The organism is Ruegeria sp. BA2 (genome assembly GCF_056539605.1).
In genome coordinates this window covers 319,953-335,815 of record NZ_JBQFVE010000004.1, presented here as the reverse complement: position 1 = coordinate 335,815, position 15,863 = coordinate 319,953, and the positions used below count along the sequence as shown (strand labels likewise).

The 15,863-nt window shown below is 58.0% G+C and carries 15 protein-coding genes; 10 read left to right on the top strand and 5 right to left on the bottom strand.

Annotated features, from left to right (window positions below; all coding sequences use genetic code 11):
• Positions 1 to 43 precede the first annotated feature (43 nt).
• A complete protein-coding gene (locus ACR0NN_RS11730) occupies positions 44 to 928 on the top strand; it encodes a glutathione S-transferase (RefSeq protein WP_170722043.1) in 885 nt (294 codons plus the stop codon).
• 47 nt (positions 929 to 975) lie between these two features.
• On the top strand, positions 976 to 2,490 hold the full coding sequence (locus ACR0NN_RS11725; RefSeq protein WP_170722046.1) for a YifB family Mg chelatase-like AAA ATPase: 1,515 nt from the start codon (positions 976 to 978) through the stop codon (positions 2,488 to 2,490).
• Here the strand turns inward: ACR0NN_RS11725 and gshB are convergent.
• From gshB to rsmI, 3 genes are all read right to left on the bottom strand, one after another.
• Positions 2,487 to 3,419 carry a glutathione synthase gene (gshB, locus tag ACR0NN_RS11720; protein WP_170722048.1) on the bottom strand — a complete coding sequence of 311 codons (933 nt, stop codon included), beginning with the start codon at positions 3,417 to 3,419 and terminating at the stop codon, positions 2,487 to 2,489. The two genes, ACR0NN_RS11725 and gshB, sit on opposite strands and share 4 nt — an antisense overlap.
• Before the next feature lie 61 nt (positions 3,420 to 3,480).
• Positions 3,481 to 3,852 (bottom strand): YraN family protein, encoded by a 372-nt coding sequence (locus ACR0NN_RS11715; RefSeq protein WP_170722050.1) that lies wholly within the window; start codon positions 3,850 to 3,852, stop codon positions 3,481 to 3,483.
• 1 nt (position 3,853) lies between these two features.
• The gene (gene rsmI, locus ACR0NN_RS11710; RefSeq protein ID WP_170722052.1) at positions 3,854 to 4,711 is read right to left on the bottom strand and encodes a 16S rRNA (cytidine(1402)-2'-O)-methyltransferase; all 858 of its coding nucleotides are present in this window, start codon (positions 4,709 to 4,711) and stop codon (positions 3,854 to 3,856) included.
• Positions 4,712 to 4,798: 87 nt separating this feature from the next.
• Here rsmI and ACR0NN_RS11705 point away from each other — a divergent pair, with 87 nt between their 5' ends.
• Genes ACR0NN_RS11705 through murJ form a run of 3 tightly spaced genes read left to right on the top strand, consistent with a single transcriptional unit; the run spans position 4,799 to position 10,288 of the window.
• Positions 4,799 to 5,971 carry a penicillin-binding protein activator gene (locus ACR0NN_RS11705; RefSeq protein WP_170722057.1) on the top strand — a complete coding sequence of 391 codons (1,173 nt, stop codon included), beginning with the start codon at positions 4,799 to 4,801 and terminating at the stop codon, positions 5,969 to 5,971.
• Positions 5,931 to 8,750: a [protein-PII] uridylyltransferase gene (locus ACR0NN_RS11700; protein WP_170722059.1), complete on the top strand. Its 2,820-nt coding sequence runs from the start codon at positions 5,931 to 5,933 to the stop codon at positions 8,748 to 8,750. The genes ACR0NN_RS11705 and ACR0NN_RS11700 overlap by 41 nt, the downstream gene beginning before the upstream one ends.
• Positions 8,747 to 10,288, top strand: a complete 1,542-nt coding sequence (gene murJ / locus ACR0NN_RS11695) for a murein biosynthesis integral membrane protein MurJ (protein WP_170722061.1) — start codon at positions 8,747 to 8,749, stop codon at positions 10,286 to 10,288. Before ACR0NN_RS11700 ends, murJ begins: the two co-directional genes overlap by 4 nt.
• A gap of 6 nt (positions 10,289 to 10,294) precedes the next feature.
• Here murJ and ACR0NN_RS11690 read toward each other — a convergent pair whose 3' ends face one another.
• Positions 10,295 to 10,981: a rhomboid family intramembrane serine protease gene (locus tag ACR0NN_RS11690; protein WP_170722063.1), complete on the bottom strand. Its 687-nt coding sequence runs from the start codon at positions 10,979 to 10,981 to the stop codon at positions 10,295 to 10,297.
• An 86-nt stretch (positions 10,982 to 11,067) separates the two neighbouring features.
• Between ACR0NN_RS11690 and trpS the strand changes: the two genes are divergently transcribed.
• Positions 11,068 to 12,096 (top strand): tryptophan--tRNA ligase, encoded by a 1,029-nt coding sequence (trpS, locus tag ACR0NN_RS11685; RefSeq protein ID WP_170722930.1) that lies wholly within the window; start codon positions 11,068 to 11,070, stop codon positions 12,094 to 12,096.
• Positions 12,097 to 12,158: 62 nt separating this feature from the next.
• Here trpS and ACR0NN_RS11680 read toward each other — a convergent pair whose 3' ends face one another.
• Positions 12,159 to 13,208: a Glu/Leu/Phe/Val dehydrogenase gene (locus ACR0NN_RS11680; RefSeq protein ID WP_170722066.1), complete on the bottom strand. Its 1,050-nt coding sequence runs from the start codon at positions 13,206 to 13,208 to the stop codon at positions 12,159 to 12,161.
• A gap of 129 nt (positions 13,209 to 13,337) precedes the next feature.
• Between ACR0NN_RS11680 and ACR0NN_RS11675 the strand changes: the two genes are divergently transcribed.
• From ACR0NN_RS11675 to ACR0NN_RS11660, 4 genes are all read left to right on the top strand, one after another.
• Positions 13,338 to 13,799, top strand: coding sequence for an Lrp/AsnC family transcriptional regulator (locus ACR0NN_RS11675; protein ID WP_170722068.1), 462 nt, complete (start codon positions 13,338 to 13,340; stop codon positions 13,797 to 13,799).
• A 58-nt stretch (positions 13,800 to 13,857) separates the two neighbouring features.
• Complete coding sequence (locus ACR0NN_RS11670) at positions 13,858 to 14,721, top strand: branched-chain amino acid aminotransferase (protein ID WP_170722071.1); 864 nt, start codon at positions 13,858 to 13,860, stop codon at positions 14,719 to 14,721.
• A gap of 72 nt (positions 14,722 to 14,793) precedes the next feature.
• Complete coding sequence (locus tag ACR0NN_RS11665; protein ID WP_170685323.1) at positions 14,794 to 15,249, top strand: universal stress protein; 456 nt, start codon at positions 14,794 to 14,796, stop codon at positions 15,247 to 15,249.
• A gap of 9 nt (positions 15,250 to 15,258) precedes the next feature.
• Positions 15,259 to 15,852, top strand: coding sequence for a DsbA family protein (locus ACR0NN_RS11660; protein ID WP_480684708.1), 594 nt, complete (start codon positions 15,259 to 15,261; stop codon positions 15,850 to 15,852).
• Positions 15,853 to 15,863: the final 11 nt, after the last annotated feature.

Sequence of the window (15,863 nt, the reverse complement as noted above, 5' to 3'; positions counted from 1 at the left end):
ATCACTGATTTACGGACGCGCATCGACCCGCCATCGTTCGCTCATGACTTATGAACTTTTTATCGGTGACCGTTTGTTTTCAAGCTGGTCGTTGCGCGGATGGTTGATGCTTGAGAAATTCGGCCTGCCATACCGCACCAAGATGATTGGCCTCTATTCCGGGACGATGGCCGCAGATATGGAAGCACTGGCGCCAGCGCGTCTGGTTCCCGCGCTGCGTCTACCGGACGGCACGGTGGTTGGCGAGAGCCTTGCCATGGCCGAGACCTTGGCGGAACGCCACCCCGCAGCAGCACTTTGGCCCACAGACGCAGCTGCCCGCGCGACAGCACGATGGCTTTGCGCCGAAATGGTCGCGGGTTTTACCGCATTGAGGGGGCAATGCCCGATGCAATTGAGATATCGCTGGGAAGGGTTCAAGCCATCTCCTGACACGCTTGCAGACCTCCACCGGATCGAAACCCTGTGGGCCCACGCCCGGAATATTTCGGGCGCCGCGTCGGGTCCATTGTTCGGCGCTTATTCATTGGCTGATGTCTTCTATACGCCGGTTGCGGCCCGGATCGTCGGCTACGATCTGCCCGTATCGGATGCCAATCACGCTTACTGTGTCGAGCTGCTTTCAGACACATCCGTTCGGCAATGGCGCGCCATGGGCCTGACAGTCGCTTATGAACCATTTCCCTATGCGCAGGACCTTCCCGCCCAAAACTGGCCGATTGGCGGGGACTCAAAGGCGTTAGCGATCAATACTGGCCCATCGATAAACGCCACGTGTCCCTATTCGGGCAAACCAGTGAACGATTATCTGGAACTCGACGGCAAGATCTGGGGTTTATGCAATCCATTTTGCCGAGACAAAACTGTTGCCGATCCCGACGCCTGGCCGAAATTCACCGCGATAATCAGCGGCGTTAACGATTCCTAAACCGCAGCCATGGCAGCAACGTCCTGTTAACCAAGAACAGGATTGCCATGGTCGCCCGCGCCCACACCGTTGCTTTTCAGGGAGTCGATGCTCGCCCGGTCGAGGTGCAATGCGCCGTTTCTCCGGGCCTACCAGCGTTTTCCATCGTCGGCTTACCAGACAAGGCTGTGTCCGAGGCGCGTGACCGCGTGCGCAGCGCGCTAAGCTCCATGGCCATCGCGCTGCCGTCCAAACGGATTACCATCAATCTGTCTCCGGCTGATTTACCCAAAGAAGGCAGCCATTTTGATCTGCCCATTGCGGTCGCCTTGTTGACCGCTTTGGAAATTATTCCAGCGGATGCCGCTGAGGGCGCGGTTGCGTTGGGCGAATTGTCATTGGATGGCTCTCTGGTTCCGGTCGTCGGCGCTTTGCCCGCTGCCATGACCGCAGCCGCCGAGGATCGCAGCCTGCTTTGCCCCAGCGCCTCCAGCGCCGAAGCTGCGTGGGTGGATGCCACTCAGGTGATTGGAGCCGGGTCCTTGGGGGATGTGGTGCGCCACTTTACTGGCCAAGCCGCCCTGCCCGCCGCCACACCGGGCGAAGTGAACCTTTCGCCCAGCGCGCGAGACCTACGGGATGTGAAAGGACAGGAACGCGCCAAACGGGCGTTGGAAATCGCTGCAGCCGGGCGGCACCATTTGATCATGATCGGCACTCCGGGGTCTGGCAAATCCATGCTGGCTGCTCGCTTACCTGGAATATTGCCACCTTTGACACCGGTCGAAGCGCTGGAAACATCCATGATCCAATCGCTATGCGGCCTGCTGGACGAAGGCGGCATCTGCCGCGCAAGACCGTTTCGCGAGCCACATCACACGGCTTCGATGGCCGCCATCGTGGGCGGTGGTAAAGGCGCAAAGCCGGGTGAAATCTCATTGGCGCATAACGGCGTTTTGTTCATGGATGAATTCCCCGAGTTCCCTCGCACCGTTCTTGAAACCCTGCGCCAGCCGATTGAAACCGGCGAGGTGATGGTCGCGCGCGCAAACGCCCATGTGAAATATCCCTGCCGGTTCATGCTGGTGGCCGCCGCCAACCCATGCAAATGCGGATATCTGACAGACCCATCCCGCGCGTGTTCTCGCGCTCCGGCCTGTGGAGAGGACTATTTGGGCCGTATCTCAGGGCCGCTGATGGATCGGTTCGATCTGCGGATCGAAGTTCCCCCGGTCGGCTTTACCGATCTCGACCTACCGCCTTCTGGCGACAGCTCGGCCACAGTCGCGGCACGGGTTGAAGCGGCGCGCGCTATCCAGGCAGATCGCTTTTGCGACACGCCGGAAACCCGACAAAATGCGGACGTCGAAGGGAAGTTGCTAGAAGAAATCGCCGCCCCTGACGCAGAGGGCAAAGAGTTGTTGCTGAAGGCCGCCGAACGTTTCGGTCTGTCGGCCCGCGCCTTTCACCGCATCCTGCGGGTGGCACGAACCATCGCCGATCTCGACGCAGAACCCGATGTGCGCCGCCCGCATGTGGCCGAGGCGCTAAGCTTTCGCATCAGCGCCAAGGCAGGTGCTTAAAGCTTGGCCTCAATCGCCTGCCAAATCTTCTCGGCAATGTTCACGCCGTTGAACCGCTCAAGTTCTTGAATGCCGGTAGGCGAGGTTACGTTGATCTCGGTCAGATAGTCGCCAATCACGTCGATCCCGACAAAGACCTGCCCACGCTCTTTCAACAGCGGCCCGATCGCGGCGCAGATTTCCATGTCGCGCTCGGTCAGACCGATCTTCTCGGGGCGTCCGCCCACATGCATGTTTGAACGAGTTTCACCCTCGGCCGGAACACGGTTGATGGCACCGACAGGCTCGCCATCAACCAAAATCACACGCTTATCGCCATTGCGCACGTCCGGCAGGAATTTTTGCGCAATCAAGGGCTCACGCGAGAAGCCTGTGAACAGCTCATGTAGCGATGTCAGATTGCGGTCATTCGCGTCCAGACGGAACACGCCAGCCCCGCCATTGCCATAAAGCGGCTTGAGGATGATATCGCCGTGCTTTTCCTTGAACGCCTTGATGGTCTGTAAATCCCGCGCAATCGTGGTGGGCGGGGTCAATTCAGGGAAATCCAGAACCAGCAGTTTTTCGGGATAGTTCCGCACCCAGAACGGATCGTTCACCACCAGAGCCTGTCCCTTAAGGCGGTCCAGCAAATGGGTCGACGTGATGTAATGCATATCAAACGGCGGGTCCTGCCGCAGCCAGATGACATCAAAGTCAGCCAGATCCACTTCACGCTCAGGGCCCAGCACAGCCGGGTCGCCAGCGACTCGTTGCACCGTCATGTCATGCCCGCGCGCAGTGATCTTGCCTTCCTGATACGCAAGGTGATCCGGGCCATAAAAAAACAGCTGATGGCCGCGCGCCTGCGCCTCTTCTGCCAGACGGAACGAGCTGTCGGCGTTGATATCCACGGCCCCGATCGGGTCCATCTGAAAGGCGATCTTCATGGTGTATCCCTCAATTCCACGCCCGATACATGGCGCAGAGGCTTGTCGGGTTCAATGGGGATCAGGGCAAACCAAAGGCGTTTTCGATGATTTGAACAGCGCCAGCGTCATCAACCAGCGCCGCGTCAAACCGCATATTCGTCAATTGACCGTTAGGCTCATGCTCAAGATACTGGGCAGCGGATGCGCAAATCCGATCCATCTGTCGGCGGCTGATCCGGGCGGCGGCGCGTTCAAAACTGCGGCTTTTCTTGACCTCAACAAAGACCAGCCCATCCGCGTTGCGTGCGATCAGATCAATCTCACCGCCAGCTCCACGCCACCTGCGATTGGCGATTGAATAGCCACGGCGCTCGTATTCGGCGGCGGCGCAAAGTTCAGCGGATTGCCCGGCGTGATACGAAACCGAACCCCGGACAGATCTATGCGCCATGTCATCCCTTTCCCAGCTTCAGAGCCATTTGATAGATCGGGCGACGCGGCAGGCTGAACATTTCTGATACCAGATCCGCCGCATCCCGCACCGAGTGCGTTTCCAAGGCTCTTATCAAGGCCTCTTCTAGTTCGGAATCCTTAACAGATTGCGAATGGGCGCGATCCACGAGCAGTACCACCTCACCCTTCACCGACACGCCCTCATACTCTGTTGCAAGATCGGCGAGCGTGCCACGGCGCGTTTCTTCGAACTTCTTCGTCAGTTCGCGGCACAGCGCCGCCTGACGGTCTCCGCCCAAAACATCCGCTAGATCTGAAAGACATGCAGCCACACGCTTGGGTGATTCGTAGAAAACAAGCGTTCCGGGCACATTCCGCAGCGCCTCGATCCGGGATCGTCTGGCACCAGAGGCGTTGGGCAGGAACCCCGCAAAAAAGAATGAATCAGTCGGAAGCCCGGCCAATGTCAGTGCAGTTAGCACAGCTGAAGGACCCGGTGCACAGGTCACGTTATACCCGGCCTCCGCCGCCTGACGGCCCAGATCATAACCTGGATCGGCGATCAGCGGCATTCCGGCCTCGGACGCGTAAGCCACCGATTGCCCTTGCTCCAGCGCCTCAAGTATCTTGCCGCGTGCGCCTGCGCCGCTGTGATCGTGATAGGCCAAAATGCGGCGTCCTTCGAGCGGCACGCCATGGATTTCCATCAACCGACGCAAGCTGCGGGTGTCTTCGGCGGCGATCATGTTGGCCGAGGCCAACACATCCAGCGCTCTGAGCGTAATGTCGCGCGCAGTCCCGATCGGAGTGGCAACAAAGTACAGCCCAGCGGCCAATCTGATCTTTTGGAAATTCAAAGCTGGACCCTCACAGCGTGACGTTTATTATCGCGGGTCGATAGACCAAGGTGCCCTCAGACGCCGGATCAGGGAGTTTTCTTTTAGATGTTTACCGTTTGCAAGCCCGCACGCAAACTGGCGAAATCCGCCATTGTTCTGGCCACCGCCGCTTTTTTGGCCGCCTGTGATGTTGGTGGTATCGGCGGAGGGCCTTCGATTGATACCTCTGACCCGGTGCCGGTGGCCCTGTTGGTCCCAAGTGGATCGCCTCAATCCGGTGACGCGGCCCTTGCCCGCAGCCTTGAAAACGCGGCGCGGCTGGCCATCGCGGATTTGCCGAACGTTAAGATTGATCTGCGCGTGTATGACACGGCTGGCAATGCCGGGACGGCCTCGGCGGTTGCGCAACAGGCTGTTGCAGACGGGGCCAAGATCATTCTTGGACCGGTTTACGCCCAGGCCGCCAATGCGGCGGGCCTTGCGGTATTGAACAATAACGTCAACGTGCTGTCCTTCTCAAACAACACCAGCATTGCGGGCGGAAATGTCTATGTGCTTGGACCCACCTTCCAGAACACTGCCAATCGGCTGGTGAACTACGCCGGACAGCAGGGCAAAAACACCACAGTCATTGTACACAGCAACGATTCTGCGGGTCAGCTCGGCCAGTCCGCGATTGCCACCGCGCTTAGCAACAGCCGCGTCAACAATGCGGGAACGGTCGGGTATGACCGGTCTCAGCAAGGCGTGATCGACTCGGTTCCTGCGATCAAGGCAACGGTCGATTCGACCGGTGCGGATTCGATTTTCCTGACTGCAACCACGGCGGGCGCGCTGCCGCTCTATAGCCAATTGCTGCCCGAGGCAGGCGTATCCCCTGCAACAACCCAGTATATCGGCCTGACACGTTGGGACATCCCGGCTCAGACGCTGGAATTGCCTGGTGTTCAGGGCGGGTGGTTTGCGCTGCCTGATCCGGCTAAGGCACAGGCCTATCGCCAGCGGTACAACAACACGTATGGCGAGGCGCCACACCCGATCTCTGGGCTGGCCTATGACGGGATCGCAGCAATCGGAGCGCTGGTCAGCCAAGGCAAATCCGATGCTCTGACAGGGGCAGCACTGACCCAAAACGCCGGATTTCAGGGTGTCGGCGGAATCTTCCGCCTACGACCAAACGGTACGAATGAACGCGGTCTGGCTGTTGCCACGATCCAGAACAAACAGGTGGTTGTGATTGACCCTGCCCCACAAAGCTTCTCTGGCGCCGGATTCTGAGCGACCGGCGCAGAATTCTGCGCTCGAAGCCAAACTGATCTGTCCGGCTGACGAGATTTTTGACAGTGCCAAGGTCAACGCCAGCCTGACCGATGCGGTTAAAAACACTTCGGACAATGCCGCCCTGCGTGCCGAAACGGTGCGTATACTGCGCGACGCCCAAAAAGACGGACGCAAAGCGATTGCTGATGCTTTTGCCCAACGCCCGTTCGACGCGAGGCCGCTGACACATTCCTACACCTTTCTGACTGATCAGATGGTTTGCACCGCGATGCGCGTCGCGAGCGAGCATTTGCACCCCCTCGCAAACCCCACCCAAGGCGAGAAGATCGCTGTGCTGGCCGTGGGTGGATATGGGCGCGGCGAGATGGCGCCTTCGTCTGATGTCGACCTGCTGTTCCTGACCCCGTACAAGATCACTGCATGGGCTGAGAGCGTGATCGAATCCATGCTCTACATCCTGTGGGATTTGCGCTTGAAGGTCGGGCATTCATCGCGAACGATCAAAGACTGCCTGCGTCTGGGGGCCGATGATTTTACCATCCGGACTGCCATGCTGGAGCAGCGCTACCTGGTCGGGGATCAGGCATTGGCGCTTGAGCTTGAGGCGCGTCTGAAAACTGACCTTTTCAAAGGCAGCGAACGCGAATTCATCGAAGCCAAACTGAAAGAACGGGATGAGCGGCATCTAAAGCAGGGTGAACGCTACATGGTTGAGCCCAATGTCAAAGAGGGCAAAGGCGGCCTGCGCGATCTGCAATCGCTCTATTGGATCGCCAAGTACATCTATGGCGTGAAAGATGTGGCTGAGCTGGTCCCGATGGGCCTGTTCACTCCGGAAGAGTTTGACGAGTTCGTTCAGGCCGAAGATTTTATATGGGCTGTTCGGTCTCATCTACACCTGGTGACAGGCCGCGCGACCGAACAGCTTACCTTCGATCTGCAGGTCGAGGTGGCCGAGCGCATGGGTTATGAAGACCGCGCCGGGCGGCGTGCCGTCGAAGTGTTCATGCAACGCTATTTCCGTGAAGCAACCCGCGTGGGCGAGCTGACCCGCATCTTTTTGACCAAGCTAGAAGCCTCGCACATGAAGGGTGCGGCTTTGTTGGAACGCATCTTCCGCCGTCGTCCTCGGGTCAAGGCCGGGTACAGAGTTGTCCACGGTCGACTGGATATTGCTGAGCCAGACAAATTTCTGCAAGACAAGCTCAATCTGCTGAGGCTGTTCGAAGAAGGCCTGCGCACAGGGATGCTGATCCACCCGGACGCGATGCGACTGGTCACGGCAAACCTGAACCTCATCGACGAAGAGATGCGCAACGACAAAGAGGCGCGGCGCATCTTCCTTGATCTGATGCTAAAACACGGCAACCCCGAACGCGCTCTGCGTCGGATGAACGAATTGGGTGTTTTGTCGGCCTTTTTGCCCGAGTTCGAGCCGATCGTGGCGATGATGCAGTTCAATATGTATCACAGCTATACGGTGGATGAGCACACGATCCAGTGCATTGTCAATCTGGCCCAGATCGAGCGCGGAGAGCTGATCGAAGCACTGCCGCTGGCGTCATCGATCCTTGAAGGAGGCGTCAATCGCAAGGTTCTGTACGTGGCCCTGCTGCTGCACGATATCGGCAAGGGGCGGCCCGAAGATCACTCAATCCTTGGCGCGCAAATCGCCCGCAAGGTTGCGCCCCGCCTTGGGCTGAATAAGTCCGATGCGGAAACCGTGGAATGGCTGGTGCGCTATCACCTGTTGATGTCCGATATGGCGCAAAAGCGCGATATCTCGGACCCGCGCACAATCCGCGATTTCGCCAAAGCCGTTGGCACCGTCAAACGGCTGGATTTGTTGACGGTGCTGACAGTTTGCGACATTCGCGGGGTTGGGCCAAACACGTGGAACAACTGGAAAGCCACATTGCTGCGCGCCCTGCACGCCGACACCAAGCGCGCGCTGGAATCGGGGATGGAAATCCTCAACCGCGCCAATCGCGGGGCCGAGGCGAAAAAACGGTTGCGCGCTGCGTTGGAGAGCTGGTCCAAAACCGATCTGAAGACCGAAACAGGGCGGCATTATGATCCCTATTGGCAAGGTCTGAACCTTTCAACCCATGTCGAATTTGCGCAGATGTTGAAATCGCTGGAAGATAGCGGCGATCCCGGTGCCGTCGAAATCTGCCTTCATCCGGATGAAGATCGCGACGCGACCCGCGCCTGTTTCGCGATGGGGGATCACCCAGGTATTTTTGCACGGATCGCCGGGGCGCTGGCCCTTGTCGGGGCCAATGTGGTGGATGCTCGCAGCTATACGACCAAAGACGGCTATGTGACTGATGCGTTCTGGATTCAGGACGCCGAAGGCCATCCGTTTGAGGCTTCGCGATTGCCGCGTCTGACCCAGATGATCCACAAGACCCTCAAGGGTGAAGTGGTCGCGCGGGATGCCTTGAAATCACGCGACAAGATCAAGAAACGTGAACGTGCCTTTAACGTTCCAACCCATATCACCTTCGACAACGAAGGATCCGAGATTTACACGATCATCGAGGTTGATACCCGCGACCGGCCCGGTTTGCTCTATGACCTGGCCCGTACGCTTGCGGCGGCGAATGTCTATGTCGCTAATGCCGTCATCGCGACCTATGGCGAACAGGTGGTCGATACCTTCTATGTCAAAGACATGTTCGGCTTGAAGTACCACTCCGAGGCCAAGCAGCGCGGGCTGGAAGCCAAGCTGCGCACGGCCATCACCGAAGGCGCCGAGCGGGCGGCCTCATGAAGCCGATCCGCCTGATTTCGGGCTTTTTCACCGTTGGTTTCTGGACCTTGGCAAGCCGCATTCTGGGCTTCTTGCGAGAGATTCTGCTGACCGCCTATATTGGTCCCGGCCCGGTGATGGACGCGTTCGTTGCTGCGTTCCGTCTGCCCAATATGTTCCGCCGCTTTTTCGCCGAGGGTGCGTTTAATGCAGCATTTGTGCCGATGTTCTCAAAGCGCCTGGAGGGAGGCGAAAACGCCGAAGGTTTTGCACAAGATGCGTTCAACCTGTTGGCGGTGGCCGTGCTGGCCCTTGTCGGTCTGGCGATGGTCTTCATGCCTGCACTGGTCTGGGTGACCGCCGAAGGGTTCTATGGCGATGAACGTTTCGATCTTGCGGTCGACTACGGCTATGTCGTGTTTCCTTACATTCTGTTCATGTCTCTCGCCGCTTTGTTTTCAGGCGTCTTGAACGCAACCGGGCGCTTTGCCGCCGCAGCTGCTGCTCCGGTATTGCTGAACATCTTCGCTTGTTCCGCCTTGATCTTCGGCGCGCTATCCGGCGGAGAGGTGATCCGCTGGCTGATCGCGGTCATTCCGGTTGCGGGCGTCGCGCAATTGGCGCTGGTCTGGGTTGCAACCGAACGCGCGGGCATTCGCATTCGACCCGGCCGGCCAAAGCTAAGCCCGGAAATGCGGCGCATGGTGCGGATCGCGGTGCCGGCGGCGCTGGCCATGGGGGTGACGCAGATCAATTTGGTGGTCGGGCAGCTTGTCGCCTCGAAAACCGAAAAGGCCGTCAGCTGGTTGTTTGCCGCAGATCGCCTGTATCAATTGCCGCTTGGTGTGGTTGGCATCGCTGTCGGCATCGTGCTGTTGCCGGACCTGTCACGCCGCCTGCGTGCTGATGACAAGGATGGTGCACGCAACGCCTTTTCGCGGGCTGGTGAGTTCACACTGCTGCTGACCCTGCCTTCAACGGTTGCCTTCATGATCATCCCCGGCCCGCTCGTGTCCGTCCTGTTTCAACGCGGCCAGTTCAGCGCCGAGGATACAGCGGCCACCGCGTTGGCCGTGGCCATATACGGGGTCGGACTGCCCGCATTCATGCTGCAAAAGCTACTGCAGCCGCTGTTCTTTGCGCGCGAGGATACCAAATCACCGTTTCGATACGCTGTGGTTGCAATGGTGGTGAATGCCGGGCTTGCCTTTGGCCTCTACCCTATTATCGGGTGGATTGCGCCCGCAATCGCGGCATCGACGGCTGGTTGGGCGATGGTAGCGCTGCTTGCAATCGGTGCGCGCAGAATGGGTGATGAGGCCCGGTTTGATGACCGTTTCAAACAACGGATTTGGCGGATCGTTGCGGCCTCAGCAGGCATGGGCGTGGTGTTGTTCGCGGCGATCCAGCTATTCGGATGGGCGTTTGCCCTGCCGGGTTGGCGTTATCTTGCACTGCTGATGCTCATTATGTCTGCGGCGGCGGCGTACTTCCTTTTGGGACACGTCTTCGGCGCCTTCCGGATTTCAGAGTTCCGAACAGCGCTGCGTCGCAGCTAATGCCTATTAATCGCGCCGTGTTTTGCTGAGAATGCGCGCCCAGCCACCCGGGGCCAGAAAGAACGACAAGCCAAAGCCTGTGGCGAACCCACCCAGATCAGCAACCCAATCAGAGGTGCCTCCAAAAATCAGGCCGAACAGCAGCTGTATCCCCATCAGAACCGCAATCAGGCTGAAGGCGCGGGATTGGTTTTCCCCGACCAGTGAAAGCTTACGCCACAATAACCAGGTAAACGCGCCGATCAGCCCGTAGACCGGAGGGAACCCACCGACCAGCGGATAAGGAGGGTTCAGCAGCAAGGCATGGGCCAGCGCGCCGCCGACACCTGACAGCACAAATATGATCAACATGGCGACGCTGCCAAAGACCTCGGCCACCATTTTCCCCATAGCCAAAACAAACACGCAGACAAACACGGCTTGCGTGAAATTTGCTTGGACAAAGGGATAAGTGACAAAGCGGATCAAATGCTCGAACGGCCAACGCCCGTTCTGAACCATCCAGTCGAAAATATCGGGCGAGAACGTATATTGCTGCAGCGCATCCAGCCGCCACCCGACAGCGGTCGGCCCACCGATCAAGCCCCGGCTACCCAGCATGAAGGCCAGTTCGATCCCGATGATGAACAGAACCAACGCCACCACGACCGGCGGCAAAGGGTTCACGGGCGGTGTATAATGCTCACTGCTCATTGGGCTGGCCTTTCGCGGCTGTTGACGTCCCTTTGCCTCATGGGTAAGCGACGGGGGCTGATTTTTCCAGACAGGAGTTTCCTTTGATAACCGAGACCCAATTCACGCCCCGCGTGTTTTCCGGCATCCAGCCTTCAGGAAACCTGCACTTGGGCAACTACCTGGGTGCACTCAAACGTTTCGTGGATATGCAAGGACCGGATTTCGAGACCGTCTATTGCATGGTTGACCTCCACGCGATCACTGTCTGGCAAGACCCCGATCGCCTGCGTGAAAAGACCCGCGAAGTCTGTGCGGGGTTCATCGCTGCAGGTCTGGACCCCGAAAAGTCCATTCTGTTCAACCAGAGCCAGGTGCCCGAGCACACTCAGCTGGCTTGGATTTTCAACTGCATCGCCCGGATTGGCTGGATGCAGCGGATGACTCAGTTCAAGGACAAGGCGGGCAAGAATGCTCAGAACGCCTCGTTGGGTTTGTTTGCATATCCTGCGCTGATGGCAGCCGACATTCTGGTGTATCACGCGACCCATGTGCCGGTTGGTGAGGATCAGAAACAGCATCTGGAACTGACCCGCGATATCGCGATCAAGTTCAACCACGATTATGGCGTGGACTTCTTCCCTGTGACCGAGCCCGTCATCGGTGGCCCAGCGCCGCGTGTGATGAACCTGCGCGACGGATCGCGTAAGATGTCGTCGTCGGACCCGTCTGATATGACGCGGATCAATATGACCGACGACGCCGACGCCATCGCCAAGAAAATCCGCAAGGCCAAAACCGACCCGGATGCATTGCCTTCGGAAATCAAAGGGCTTGAAGAGCGTCCCGAGGCGCGCAATCTGGTGAATATCTACGCCGCGCTCAGCGATCAGACAGCCGAGCAGGTTCTGGCAGAGGTTGGCGGCAAGCAGTTCGGTGAATTCAAGCCAATGCTGGCTGAATTGGCGGTTGAAAAGCTGTCGCCCATCTCGTCCGAGATGGCGCGCCTGATGGGAGAAGAGGCTGAGATCGATCAGATTCTTGCTCGTGGTGCTGAACGCGCTCGAGCCATCGCATCACCGATCTTGCAGAAAACCTACGAGATTGTCGGCATGGTTGGCGCAGGGAAGTCGTAACCGCAGATTAGAAAAACTAAACGCCGTCCTATCACGGGCGGCGTTTTTCGATTTGTCGTCTCTCAGGCGGCCTGCGGGCGCAGCATCTCATGCACGATAGATTCGGCAACCTCATGCGGGCTGACCCCTTCGATACTGGCTCTGGTCAGAATTCGATCCATCGTCTGTTCAAGCGCCTGCAATCGATCAGCAACCCAGGCCTCGCTCTCGGCGATACGCAAGATTTCTGTCGCCACATTCACGATGCCTCCACCATTGGCGACGAAATCAGGCGCATACAGAATGCCGCGCTGGTGAAGCAATTGCGCATCCGCGTCGCTGGCCAATTGGTTATTCGCGCCCCCTGCCACTGCACCAACCTGTAAGAGAGGAATGCTCGTTTCGTTCAGGATACCTCCGATCGCGCAGGGGGCGAAAATATCTGCTTCGACGCCGTAGATCGCATCTGGTGCAACCGCCTGTGCTGCAAACCGTTCGGCCACGCGCGCCGACTGCCGGGCATCGATATCTGTCACGATCAGCTGTGCGCCTTCATCGTGCAACAATTGGCAAAGATGCTCACCCACGTGACCAAGGCCCTGAACGGACACGGTCAGGCCACCAAGACTGGATTGCCCAAACCGATGCTGCGCCGTAACGCGGATGGCATTGAAGATCCCACGCGCAGTGATCGGTGATGGATCCCCGCTGGCAAACGCGCCCTCTGCCAAACCGGCCACATATGTGGTCCCCGACCCGATATGCACCATGTCAGCCGGTGTCATGCCCATGTCCTCTGCGGTCCAATACTGGCCACTCAGGCTTTCGATCACTTGCCCAAAAGCCCGCAAAAGCTCGGGCGATTTATCGACCTGCGGGTCACCAATAATAACGGCTTTGCCACCCCCAAGTGGAAGGTCAGCCGCAGCGTTTTTGAAAGTCATGCCTCTCGCCAATCGCAGGGCATCGTGCAACGCCTCAGCCGCATGCCCATAGGGGCGCATCCGCACACCACCAGCCGCAGGACCGCGTTGGGTCGAGTGAATAGCGATATAGCCCAAAAGACCAAGTGCGCTGTCTTTGAATTCAACCACGCACTCGTGCTCTGGCGCGTCTATGACGGTGATGTCCATTCTTCTCCTCCGGGCTATCCCGTGGAGTTTGCCACCTGTTAGCGAGCGATTTTCACCTAAATGTCGCTATCTTCGGCGGTATTTTAGTGATATTCTACACTCAGACTAGTTCTGATAGCACTTTCCACCATGGACGATATAGATTCCAAGATAATTCGCGCCCTGCAAAACGACGGCCGCATGACCGTTATCAATCTGGCTGATCATGTTGGATTGTCTCCCACACCCTGCGCGCGCCGTCTGGATCGGTTGCAGCGAGACGGAATAATAACGGGATATACTGCGCGGATTGATCCCGAGCGGCTTGGGTTCGGCGTTACGATCTTTGTATCTGTCGAATTGGAGAAGCAGGATCGGAATGCCATTGATTCTTTCGAAAAGGCCATTCGCCGCTGTGACGAGGTGATGGAGTGTTACCTTATGACCGGATCGCGGGATATCCTGCTGCGTGTTGTGGCCAAAGACCTCAACGCGTTTGATGCGTTTTTGGAGAACCGTCTGATGAAAATCCAAGGGATCCGAAATCTGCGATCGAACTTTGCCTTGCGCACCATGGTCAAGCGTGAGGCGTTGCCCATGCCACGTGGATAATCTGCTGGACCTTACGCCAACCCCAACCTAGGTTTCCCGAAGCTTGAGGGAGGGCGCAATGGCAGTCGGCAAAAACATCCGCACCTATTTCGATGGGCAATGGCATGACGGGGACGCCCCGATCATGCGCGCAGCTGACCATGGCGCATGGCTGGGCTCATCCGTGTTTGACGGTGCCCGGTTCTTCAACGGGCTCACCCCGGATTTGGATGCTCATTGCGCGCGGGTCAATCGCTCGGCCGAGGCGTTGATGCTGACGCCTATGGTGAGTACCGAACAAATGGTCGAACTGGTGCATGAAGGACTTCAAAGCTATGCGTCGGACACCGCAGTTTATATCCGACCGATGTATTGGGGAATCGATGGGGATCAGACCGCGATTGTGCCACAGGAAGACAGCACCGGATTTGCCATCTGCCTCGAAGAAATTCCTATGGCGCCCGAGACCGTCTCGGCGACGCTGACGACCACCCGCTTTCGTCGTCCTGTGCTTGAATCGGCTGTCGTTAACGCCAAGGCCGGGTGTCTCTACCCCAACAACGCAAGAATGCTGCGTGAGGCGCGCAACAAGGGGTTTTCAAATGCGCTGGTCGCTGATGCGATGGGGCACGTGGCGGAAACTGCGACCGCGAATATTTTCATGGTCCGCGATGGTGAGGTTTTCACCCCGATCCCTAACGGAACCTTCCTGGCCGGGATCACCCGCGCGCGCCACATCAAAAACCTGCGCGATGGTGGCGTGACCGTACACGAAACAGTCCTCAGCTTTGATGATTTTCACCAGGCCGACGAAGTCTTCATGAGCGGTAACATGAGTAAGATAACCCCGGTCACCGCGTTGGATGATACGCAGTATCAGGTCGGCCCAATTGCTCGCCGCGCACGCGAAATGTACTGGGATTGGGCGGCGGGCAATCGTTGACCCGATCCTGCCTGTTTCGGTTGCCTCAGTGCCTGCGGTCAGGCATGATCCTGAAAACAAACGAGGACAAAAATGCGTAAGTTCCTAGTCGTTCTGGATGACAGCCGCGAGTGCCTGAACGCCATGCGCTTTGCTGCCATGCGCGCGGCCCATACCGGCGGCGGAGTTACGGTTCTTTCGGTTATTCCACCAGACGAATTCAACCATTGGATCGGCGTGGCTGAAGTGATGCGCGAAGAAGCGCGCGAACGCATTCACGCGCATTTTGAAGTTTTCGCAAAGTGGATGCGCGACAAGCAAGGGGTCGAACCCGAATTGGCCATCCGCGAAGGCGATCCGGTCCCCCAGATCATCGAACATGTCCAATCCGACACCGAAATAGGGGTGCTAGTGCTGGGTGCTGGGACCGACAAGAAAGGCCCCGGACCGCTGGTCACGCAGTTGACCCGGAACTCCGGCAGCCTTCCCATTCCGATCACCATTGTTCCCGGCGACCTGAGCAAGGAAAAGCTGGAAGCCATTACCTGAGGCCAGCCCATGTCTGCCAAGCTGCAGTTCTGGTTCGATTTCGCATCAACCTATTCTTACCTCAGCGCGATGCGGATCGAACAGGCGGCGTCCGCAAAAGGGGTTGTGGTGGAATGGCAACCCTTTCTTCTTGGGCCGATCTTTGCGGAACAGGGCTGGAACACCTCGCCATTCAATCTCTATCCCGCAAAAGGACGGTACATGTGGCGCGATATGGAGCGGCTCTGCACAGCTCGCAAACTGCCCCTTAAACAACCAGAGCCGTTTCCGCAGAATAGTCTGAAAGCAGCGCGTCTGGCGTTGGCGGTTGAGCAAGGGCATCAGAGAGCCGCTTTCACAAGGGAGGTCTACTCAGCACAATTTGGGGCTGGGCAGAACATCTCGGACCCTTCGGCTTTAGCCGATTGCCTTGTTGCAGCGGATGTTTCACCTGAAACTTTGGAACGGACGGGTGATCCACAGATCAAAACGGCCCTGTTTGATCAGGTCGATCAGGCCAAAGCGCTGCACATATTCGGCGCGCCAAGTTTTATCGCTGGGGGTGAGTTGTTTTGGGGCGACGACCGCCTGGATGACGCAATTTCTCATGCGAGCGCAATTTAGAACGGTTCCAA

What these genes read in the sequence shown, in the direction of transcription:
- ACR0NN_RS11660 (WP_480684708.1), top strand. Translation starts at nt 15,259, where the DNA reads ATGTCTGCCAAGCTGCAGTTCTGGTTCGATTTCGCATCAACCTATTCT.
- ACR0NN_RS11715 (WP_170722050.1), bottom strand. Translation starts at nt 3,852, where the DNA reads ATGGCGCATAGATCTGTCCGGGGTTCGGTTTCGTATCACGCCGGGCAA.
- ACR0NN_RS11725 (WP_170722046.1), top strand. Translation starts at nt 976, where the DNA reads ATGGTCGCCCGCGCCCACACCGTTGCTTTTCAGGGAGTCGATGCTCGC.
- ACR0NN_RS11680 (WP_170722066.1), bottom strand. Translation starts at nt 13,208, where the DNA reads ATGGACATCACCGTCATAGACGCGCCAGAGCACGAGTGCGTGGTTGAA.
- ACR0NN_RS11665 (WP_170685323.1), top strand. Translation starts at nt 14,794, where the DNA reads ATGCGTAAGTTCCTAGTCGTTCTGGATGACAGCCGCGAGTGCCTGAAC.
- gshB (WP_170722048.1), bottom strand. Translation starts at nt 3,419, where the DNA reads ATGAAGATCGCCTTTCAGATGGACCCGATCGGGGCCGTGGATATCAAC.
- ACR0NN_RS11730 (WP_170722043.1), top strand. Translation starts at nt 44, where the DNA reads ATGACTTATGAACTTTTTATCGGTGACCGTTTGTTTTCAAGCTGGTCG.
- ACR0NN_RS11670 (WP_170722071.1), top strand. Translation starts at nt 13,858, where the DNA reads ATGGCAGTCGGCAAAAACATCCGCACCTATTTCGATGGGCAATGGCAT.
- murJ (WP_170722061.1), top strand. Translation starts at nt 8,747, where the DNA reads ATGAAGCCGATCCGCCTGATTTCGGGCTTTTTCACCGTTGGTTTCTGG.
- ACR0NN_RS11705 (WP_170722057.1), top strand. Translation starts at nt 4,799, where the DNA reads ATGTTTACCGTTTGCAAGCCCGCACGCAAACTGGCGAAATCCGCCATT.
- ACR0NN_RS11675 (WP_170722068.1), top strand. Translation starts at nt 13,338, where the DNA reads ATGGACGATATAGATTCCAAGATAATTCGCGCCCTGCAAAACGACGGC.
- ACR0NN_RS11690 (WP_170722063.1), bottom strand. Translation starts at nt 10,981, where the DNA reads ATGAGCAGTGAGCATTATACACCGCCCGTGAACCCTTTGCCGCCGGTC.